We start from the raw sequence: 8399 nt of genomic DNA on the forward strand, positions 1-8399 counted from the left end.
GCTCGATCTCGCCTTCGAATACGGTGGTGGCGGGGCCAGCCATGAAGAGCGGCGCCTCGGCGTTGTGCGCGCCATCCCAAGCGATGGTCAGCATGCCGCCGTGGGTCTGGACCTGCACCGGCGAGTCGAGCAGACCGCGCCGGATACCGGCAGCAACCGCGGCGCATGCACCGGTGCCGCATGCTAATGTTTCGCCGGCGCCACGCTCGAAAACACGCAGCTTTACCGCACTACGGTTCACGATCTGCATGAATCCGGCGTTCACTCGATTCGGGAAGCGCGCGTGATGTTCGATCACCGGGCCTTCAATTGGTACCGGCGCATTTTCCACGTCGGCCACGATCTGTACGGCGTGGGGATTCCCCATGGATACCACCGAAATCCAGCGGGTTTCTGCTTGCACGTCGAGCGGCCAGAGCGTGTCGGCGCCTTCGGTGCGGCCCTGCAATCCTTCCGGGGTGAACGGCACCAAAGCAGGTTCGAACTCCGGGCGTCCCATGTCCACTACCACGTCGCCGTTCTCTTGCATGGTCAGCACGATCACGCCGTGGTGTACCTGTACCCGAACGCTCGTCTTGCTGGTGAGGCCCCGGTCGCGTACAAACTTCACAAAGCAGCGCGCGCCGTTGCCGCAATGCTCCACTTCGCCGCCGTCGCAATTGAAGATGCGGTATTTGAAATCAACGCCTTCAATGTCTGGTTTCTCGACCAGCAGCAATTGATCGGCGCCGACGCCGAAATGCCGGTCTGCGAGCGCGCGTACTTGCGCCCCGCTCAGCGAGAGCGGTTTGGAATAGCCGTCGAGCACGACAAAGTCGTTGCCCGCGCCGTGCATTTTGGTGAATTCGAGTTTCATGCCGCTATTGTAAGTGACGCGCAGCAAGGGCATGCACTAGACCGAATGGCCGATGACCCCGAACTTTTGCCGCCATTGCCCATTGTTTCCCGCAGACTGGCATCAGCCCGTTAATAAAAGCCCGGCTCGCCCGGCGGTCGCGTCTTGAAGCGCTTGTGCACCCAGTAGTACTGCTCCGGTATCAGCCGGACCTGATCTTCAAGGAATGCGTTCATGCGGCGGGCGTCGGCTGCGTCGTCGCCGGTCGGGTAGTTGTCCCAGGGCTTGAATACCCGCAGCCGGTAACCCTTGTAGTTCGGCAGCACTTCGCCCACGAAGGGCATGATTTGCGCATGTCCGGTCTTCGCCAGGCGGCCGACCGCAGTCAGCGTGCACGCTTGCACGCCGAAAAACGGCACGAAGGTGGAATTGCGCATGCCGTAGTCCATATCGGCGCCAAGCATGACGGGCTTGCGGTCCCGTAGCCAGCGCAGCACGATCCGCGCGCTGTCGGCACGGCTCGCCATTTCGGCGTCGAAACGGCCACGCTGCTTCTTCGCTATGTCGTCGAGCGCTTTGTTCGACATCGGCTGATACAGCGATCCGCAGGGCCTGTGCAGCGAGTAGTTGATCCACACCGAAGCTGCCTCGATCGCGACGAAGTGGAAACCGAGCAACAACGTGGGTGGCATGTCGGGATCGAGGAGATCGACTTCGCTGTCCACCTGGATCAGCTTGGTGAGCTTCTCCGCCGAACCGAACCATTGCACGCTGCGCTCGACGTAACTGCGGATCGCGTGCCGAAAATGCTTCTGGGCGACTTCTTCCCGGCGCTCAGGCGTCCACTCGGGAAAACACAGATTGAGATTGATATGCACAATCCGTTTCCGGTGACTCGGAATTTGATAAAGCAGCCAGCCGAGACCGTCGCCGAAACGTGCGGTGATGCCGTAGGGAATCAGGGCGAGCAGTTTCAGGAAGCCCACTGCGAGGGCGACGCCAGTGCGACCTAACATGCAACGCTCCCAAGGGTCCGGAAGGTGGGGTTTCGACTTTGCCGGGGAGCGTTCCGGGCATGACGCGGGTGAGGGTATTTCTTGGATGGCAGCAAACGGTCGGCTCTGTGACAAATTAGAGAAGCCGCTATAATAAAACCTTCGCCGAGTTAATGGACAACTTGCGGGGCGAAGCTGGATGGCGCTTAACGGCGCTATCCGGACCATGTTTTCCGCTAAAGCGTCGCCGCTTCAGACTCCAGACGAAGTCGGCTACGTGAGCAACTTACCCGTACTCAAATGGAGTCTGAAGCGTGTCAAACAATTACTTCTTTACCTCTGAATCCGTCTCCGAAGGTCACCCGGACAAGGTAGCCGACCAGATCTCCGACGCCATCCTCGACGCCATCCTGGCGCAGGACAAGTATTCGCGCGTCGCGGCAGAAACCCTTTGCAACACCGGTCTCGTCGTTCTGGCGGGCGAAATCACCACGCAGGCGAACGTCGACTACATCCAGGTCGCGCGTGACACCATCAAGCGTATCGGCTACGACAATACGGAATACGGTATCGACTATCGCGGTTGCGCGGTGCTCGTCGCGTATGACAAACAGTCGCGCGACATTGCGCAAGGCGTGGACGCCGCTCATGACGACAACCTCGATCAGGGCGCGGGCGACCAGGGCCTGATGTTCGGCTACGCATGCGACGAAACGCCCGAACTGATGCCGTTACCCATTCATTTGGCACACCGTTTGGTTGAGCGCCAGGCAAATCTGCGTCGCGACGGCCGCCTGAACTGGCTGCGTCCGGATGCAAAGTCCCAAGTGACCGTGCGTTATGTCGATGGCAAGGCGCATAGCATCGACACCGTCGTGCTTTCCACGCAACATGCACCGGATATCGAATTGAAGGCGCTGCGTGAAGCGGTGATCGAAGAGATCATCAAGCCGGTCCTGCCGCCGGAGCTTATTAAGGGCGACATCAAGTTCCTGGTGAATCCGACCGGTCGTTTCGTGATTGGCGGTCCGCAAGGCGATTGCGGATTGACGGGTCGCAAGATCATCGTCGATACATACGGCGGCGCGGCGCCTCATGGCGGCGGCGCGTTCTCGGGTAAGGACCCGTCGAAGGTCGATCGTTCTGCAGCGTATGCCGGCCGTTATGTCGCGAAGAACATCGTCGCGGCAGGACTGGCTTCGCGTTGCCTGATCCAGGTGTCCTACGCAATCGGCGTGGCGCGTCCGACTTCGGTCATGGTCAACACGTTCGGCACGGGCCGCGTGCCGGATGCAAGGATCCAGGAACTCGTGCTCGAGCATTTCGACCTGCGTCCGAAGGGCATTATCCAGATGCTCGACCTGCTGCGTCCTATCTACGAGAAGTCGGCAGCGTACGGCCACTTTGGCCGTGAAGAGCCGGAATTCTCGTGGGAAGCCACGGACAAGGCGCTGCTGCTGGCGGAAGCCGCCGGAACGGAACCGGTTGTTGAAACGGCCTGACCGTCCGGTTTGCGTTTGAGTATGTAAAAAGCCCGCTGAGCATTACGCTCAGCGGGCTTTTGTGTTTGCGCGGTTGGCGTCAACCCTGTCCACCAGAGCACGCAGGCTGCTTCACGCCGCAGTCACAGCGGCAAAACCGCGCACGCACGAGCGCAACCGATCCAGACCAAGGCTCTCGGGTCTTCAGAAATAATCAGCGGGCAGCAAACGCAAACCATTCGTCGCTGGTCGAGAGCCTGCGCGGACGACGACTTGTCGTATTAATAACACCGGGCGCCGATTTCAATTTAGCCACGGGCGCGCGTAATTGCGTTGGTTTTCGCAATAACGCTTTAAATGCCGCCTGACGCGATGCCGCCCTTAATCGCAGATTTGAAAAAAATCCGTGAAACCAGGAACGAATGCCATCGACGGGGTGGGTGTTCCTGAATTGTCCTGCGAGCAATTGAGTGCGCGCGGAATGATGGCGTAAGGCCCGAACAACGCTGCGGCCGGCGGGACGTGCAGCACGGACGGCGGCACGGGTAAGACGATTCGTGAAACGGATATTCATGGATTTCACAGGCTCGGGTTCGCAATGGCTGCAACCCGACATTAGTCGGATCAAAAAAAGCGTTCAACAGTTTGATCGATTGAACACAATAAAAGTTGCGAACTTGAAGCGCGCACTTATTTAATAGATCTTCATCGAAAGGAATTTTCGATGGGCTCTCTCAATGCACGACGGCAGGTTATAGAAGAAATGTTACTGCCGGAAGTCGGCATTTTCCCGCACGGATGTTCGACGGCCAGAACCTGCAGGACGGAGCGCCGGACGCCCATGGCGATTTACAATTGATGTATTCGCCCTAATTAGCCGGCTTTCTTCAGTCTGATGACGCCAGCCGGCCAGATGCTTTCCCTGTGAGTCGATATGCCGAATCAATCGAAGTTGGAACAAGTCCGCGCGTTACGTGAGAACGGCTACGTGGTGGTGCCCGGTCTCGTTTCGCCGGAGCGCTGCGAAGCCATGCGCAACGCGGCGCAGCAGCAGTTGGTAGAAGCGGCAGCGCCGGTGGAGTTTGAAGCCGACCTGCAATATCCCGGCGCGCCGAATTCAAAAGATGCGCCCGGTGGGCATACCGTGCGACGCTTGCTCGACGCCTACGGGCGCGATCCACGATTCGCCGCGTGGGCTACGTCCCCCGATGTGCGTGGCTGGATGGAGGTGTATTTCGGTGAGGCGCCGACGCTTTCGCGCGCCCACCACAACTGCGTGATGACGAAACATCCTGCTTACGGCAGCCTGACCGGCTGGCATCGCGATGTGCGTTACTGGAACTTCGAGCGGGATGATCTCGTTTCGGCGTGGGTTGCGCTGGGTAACGAGACGGTCGAGAACGGCGGGTTGTGGTTCGTACCGATGTCGCACAAATTGCCGTTCACGTCCGAACGTTTCGATCAAGCCAAGTTCTTCCGTTCCGACCTGCCCGAGAACGAAGTGCTGATTCGCAGCGCGGTATCGCCGAAACTGAATGCCGGGGACGTTGTGTTCTTCCACTGCAACACGCTGCATTCGGCCGGCAAGAATCTCACCGATCAGGTGAAATTCTCGCTGGTCTACACCTACCGTGGCGCCAGCAACTTGCCGTTGCCGGGTACACGGTCGGCGTCGATGGAAGATGTGCCGCTTATTTGACGCGTAATCCTGAACGCGTCAGCGCTTGGACGGGATCGCCAGCCCGATCAACCCGGCCAGCATGGCGACCGCGCCTGCCGCGATCAGCCAGATTGTCTTGTTGGTCGGCGCGCCGGTGAAGAAACGCGAAACGTCGTTGCCCAGCGAATGGAACGACTGGCCGCCGAAATACAGCAGCACGATGCCGCCTACGATCAGTGCAATGGATATCGCCTTGGTCATGAAAATCTCTTCAATGTGCGGACGGCCAGCTTATTGGGCCTTGGCCGTTGAGTCCAGCGCCGCGGCAGCTTGTTGAGGCTCAGGTGGCTTCGGGGCTGGCTTGATCCCCGGCTTGATCTGGCGCAGCAAGTCGGCCTGCACGTTCGCGTAATCAGTCCGGTTCGTCCAGACGGCGACGTTCAGTTTCACGCCGGTATCGGTGTATTCCGACACAGCGATCCACGGTTTGGCCTTGTCGTCGTTGATGATGCGCGGATCGGTTTCCACAATCCGATGCAGCGACGCCAGCGACTCTTCTATGCTTTGATCCTCCGGGATGATCACATTCAGCACCACGCGACGCCGGTCGTTCGCGGTGAAGTTGGTGACCGGGTTCGCCCAGATCGTGCTGTTCGGCACGAACATGATGACACCGTCGCTTTTCGTCAGGCGGGTGGTGAACAAGCCTATTTCGTTAACGGTTCCAGCCGTTGCGGCGGCGCCTTCAATGTAGTCGCCGACCTTGAACGGCCGCAGCAGTAACAGCATCAACCCGGCCGCAATGTTCTGCAACGTGCCTTGCAATGCCAGGCCAATAGCCAGTCCGGCCGCGCCGAGCACGGTCAGGATACTGGCCGCCGCAATGCCAAACTTGCCCAGCGCCGCAACAATGGCGACTACCCGGATCGCCCATTGCACCAGGCTCGCCATGACCGGCGTGAAGGTGGCGTCAGCGTTCGTGCGGCCGAGCGCGCGTTTCACCGCGTTCGCCACTCGGTTCGATACCCACCAGCCGACCAGCAAAATCAGTATGGCCATCAAGATGTCGAAGCCATAGGTCACGCCTGCCGTTAGCAAGAAATTGTAGGCAGGCCGTAATTTGTCCAGCGGGTCCATGAAACCTCTCCTCATTCGAATGAACAGGTTTGGGCTGGCTCCGGCCCCCAATCGTTCCCTTGCTGGCCATTTGGCCGTGTCCCGAATATCGGGATAGCCTTGAAGTGTTTCAGGTCAAGGCCGACGCAAGTCCTCGCGATTCGCTACCATGACGGACTCGGCGCACGTCAGACGACATGAACCGCGCGATTGTTGCTGGCCTGTGCTCGCACACCCCACTATCCGTTCACCAAATCGAGGATTCCGTCATGGCTTACGAAGCAGCTTCCGAACGCTATTCAGAGATGACTTACCGCACCTGCGGCAAGAGCGGCCTGAAGTTGCCGGCGTTGTCGCTGGGTCTTTGGCACAACTTCGGCGACACCACGCCGATCTCCACGCAGCGCGACATCTTGCGCACCGCGTTCGATCTCGGCATTACGCACTTCGATCTCGCGAATAACTACGGCCCGCCGTACGGCAGCGCAGAAACGAATTTCGGGCGCTTGTTCAAGGACGATTTCCGGCCGTATCGCGACGAATTGCTGATTTCGTCGAAGGCGGGATGGGATATGTGGCCGGGCCCGTACGGCCAGGGCGGTGGATCGCGGAAGTATGTGCTGGCGTCGCTGGATCAGAGTCTGCAGCGCATGGGCCTGGATTACGTCGACATCTTCTATTCGCATCGTTTCGATGCCGACACGCCGCTCGAAGAAACCGCCGGTGCCTTGGCGACCGCCGTGCATTCGGGCAAGGCGCTGTACGTGGGCATTTCGTCGTATTCATCGGCTAAAACGCGCGAGATGGCGAAGCTGCTGGCCGAGCATAAAGTGCCGCTGCTGATTCATCAGCCGTCCTACAACATGCTGAACCGCTGGATCGAGGAAGATCTGCTCGATACGCTCGACGACGTGGGGGCCGGCAGTATTGCGTTCACGCCATTGGCGCAGGGGCTGCTGACAGGTAAATACCTGAATGGCATTCCGGCTGACGCACGCGTCAACAAGCCGGGCGGCGGGTCGCTGAAGCAGGAGCATTTGAGCGAGAAGAATATTGAGCACGTGCGCAAGCTCAATGACCTCGCGCAACGGCGCGGTCAGAGCCTCGCGCAAATGGCGCTGGCGTGGGCGTTGCGCGGCGGACGCGTGACGTCGGTGCTGATTGGCGCGAGCCGTCCGGAACAAGTGACGGAAAATGTCGGCGCGTTGAAAAACCTGGAGTTTTCGAAGGAAGAACTCGCCGAAATCGATCAGCACGCGACCGAAGGCGGGATCAACCTGTGGGAAAAACCATCGACGGATCAGCGGATTTAAAGCCGTACCGAAGAGCATCAGGGGGCGCGGTTATCGCTGCGTTCCCTGACTCGTGATCGAAGTCGCAACGTTGCTTCGACACTAACGGCCAGCGCGACGCTGGCTGCAACGCCCGGGTGAAAACCGCCTGGTCATGTAGGTGTCAGTGCCAACTGTCTTTCCGTTTCGCCGAAACCGGCCTGACGGCAGCAGGGCCTTTGCCTTGCTGCGCGCGCAGGTTGCTATCATGCGGACTCCGGAACGCTTGCTTCGCTTCATATTCGCCTGTTAGCCGATTTCTCAAGCCCTAAGAGCCAGGTCGGGATGAGCCTGCGAGCTTCCTATCGGCCGGTCATTCCAGTTCAGCGCTTAGAACGAGGGCGCCTGAACCCGGAAATCGCGCGTGCGGTAAAATAGCGAATTACGCGTGACGCAAGTGGGGAATGCAGTAGATTCGACATTCGGCGGAACATTCGCTCCGAATGCGCGGGTCGTTGCAGCAATCGCCCCGGTTCTCGCTTATCGCCAGAAATTCCGCTTTAGCATCACGCATTGCTTTCGTCGCGCCTTCGAGGTGTCGTCGCCGGAATCGAGCCCAAGTTAGCCAAACAACGGCCGCCGGAACGCACTACTGCGCCGCCCTGATTCCGCACTATCCATGAAGCCATGAGCAACCTTAATCCTCAAACCGTTCTTAGCGTCCATCACTGGACCGACACGCTGTTCAGCTTCACTTGCACGCGCGATTCCGCGTTCCGTTTCGAAAACGGCCAGTTCACCATGGTCGGGCTCGAAGTCGATGGCAAGCCGCTGCTCCGCGCTTATAGCCTGGCGAGCGCGAATTATGAAGAGCACCTCGAATTTCTCAGCATCAAGGTGCAGGACGGTCCGCTGACGTCGCGTCTTCAGCATTTGAAGGTCGGCGATCCGGTGTTGATCGGCAAAAAGCCAGTGGGTACGCTGGTCGCCGATAACCTCCTGCCAGGCAAGACGCTGTGGCTGTTGTCGACGGGTACGGGC

Annotated in this window: 9 protein-coding genes; 4 read left to right on the top strand and 5 right to left on the bottom strand. The window is 59.3% G+C overall.

Annotation, left to right across the window (positions count from 1 at the left end; all coding sequences use genetic code 11):
• Both dapF and JWR14_RS11875 read right to left on the bottom strand, forming a co-directional pair.
• Positions 1–856: diaminopimelate epimerase (gene dapF, locus JWR14_RS11870; RefSeq protein ID WP_299706292.1), on the bottom strand; the 856-nt coding region annotated here is incomplete at its 3' end.
• Positions 857–966: 110 nt separating this feature from the next.
• Positions 967–1851: a lipid A biosynthesis lauroyl acyltransferase gene (locus JWR14_RS11875; RefSeq protein ID WP_299706295.1), complete on the bottom strand. Its 885-nt coding sequence runs from the start codon at positions 1849–1851 to the stop codon at positions 967–969.
• Between the two features lie 293 nt (positions 1852–2144).
• Between JWR14_RS11875 and metK the strand changes: the two genes are divergently transcribed.
• Positions 2145–3332: a methionine adenosyltransferase gene (metK, locus tag JWR14_RS11880; protein WP_299706298.1), complete on the top strand. Its 1188-nt coding sequence runs from the start codon at positions 2145–2147 to the stop codon at positions 3330–3332.
• Positions 3333–3525: 193 nt separating this feature from the next.
• Here metK and JWR14_RS11885 read toward each other — a convergent pair whose 3' ends face one another.
• Complete coding sequence (locus tag JWR14_RS11885; RefSeq protein ID WP_299706301.1) at positions 3526–3885, bottom strand: hypothetical protein; 360 nt, start codon at positions 3883–3885, stop codon at positions 3526–3528.
• Positions 3886–4245: 360 nt separating this feature from the next.
• Between JWR14_RS11885 and JWR14_RS11890 the strand changes: the two genes are divergently transcribed.
• Positions 4246–5010: a phytanoyl-CoA dioxygenase family protein gene (locus JWR14_RS11890; protein ID WP_299706304.1), complete on the top strand. Its 765-nt coding sequence runs from the start codon at positions 4246–4248 to the stop codon at positions 5008–5010.
• A gap of 18 nt (positions 5011–5028) precedes the next feature.
• On the opposite strand, the gene JWR14_RS11895 is transcribed toward JWR14_RS11890, so the two are convergent.
• Positions 5029–5232, bottom strand: coding sequence for a DUF3185 family protein (locus JWR14_RS11895; protein ID WP_299706307.1), 204 nt, complete (start codon positions 5230–5232; stop codon positions 5029–5031).
• A gap of 30 nt (positions 5233–5262) precedes the next feature.
• The gene (locus JWR14_RS11900) at positions 5263–6108 is read right to left on the bottom strand and encodes a mechanosensitive ion channel domain-containing protein (protein ID WP_299706310.1); all 846 of its coding nucleotides are present in this window, start codon (positions 6106–6108) and stop codon (positions 5263–5265) included.
• A 248-nt stretch (positions 6109–6356) separates the two neighbouring features.
• Here JWR14_RS11900 and mgrA point away from each other — a divergent pair, with 248 nt between their 5' ends.
• On the top strand, positions 6357–7400 hold the full coding sequence (gene mgrA, locus JWR14_RS11905) for an L-glyceraldehyde 3-phosphate reductase (protein ID WP_299706313.1): 1044 nt from the start codon (positions 6357–6359) through the stop codon (positions 7398–7400).
• Between the two features lie 645 nt (positions 7401–8045).
• Positions 8046–8399 (top strand): FAD-binding oxidoreductase (locus JWR14_RS11910; protein ID WP_299706316.1); only part of this gene is annotated, 354 nt, incomplete at its 3' end.

It is taken from the genome of Caballeronia sp., from assembly GCF_028292365.1.
GTDB lineage: Bacteria > Pseudomonadota > Gammaproteobacteria > Burkholderiales > Burkholderiaceae > Caballeronia.

Bases quoted from the DNA above. Each gene is read 5' to 3' on its own strand.
- JWR14_RS11900 (WP_299706310.1), bottom strand. From the start codon at position 6,108: ATGGACCCGCTGGACAAATTACGGCCTGCCTACAATTTCTTGCTAACG.
- JWR14_RS11885 (WP_299706301.1), bottom strand. From the start codon at position 3,885: ATGAATATCCGTTTCACGAATCGTCTTACCCGTGCCGCCGTCCGTGCT.
- mgrA (WP_299706313.1), top strand. From the start codon at position 6,357: ATGGCTTACGAAGCAGCTTCCGAACGCTATTCAGAGATGACTTACCGC.
- JWR14_RS11875 (WP_299706295.1), bottom strand. From the start codon at position 1,851: ATGTTAGGTCGCACTGGCGTCGCCCTCGCAGTGGGCTTCCTGAAACTG.
- JWR14_RS11895 (WP_299706307.1), bottom strand. From the start codon at position 5,232: ATGACCAAGGCGATATCCATTGCACTGATCGTAGGCGGCATCGTGCTG.
- JWR14_RS11890 (WP_299706304.1), top strand. From the start codon at position 4,246: ATGCCGAATCAATCGAAGTTGGAACAAGTCCGCGCGTTACGTGAGAAC.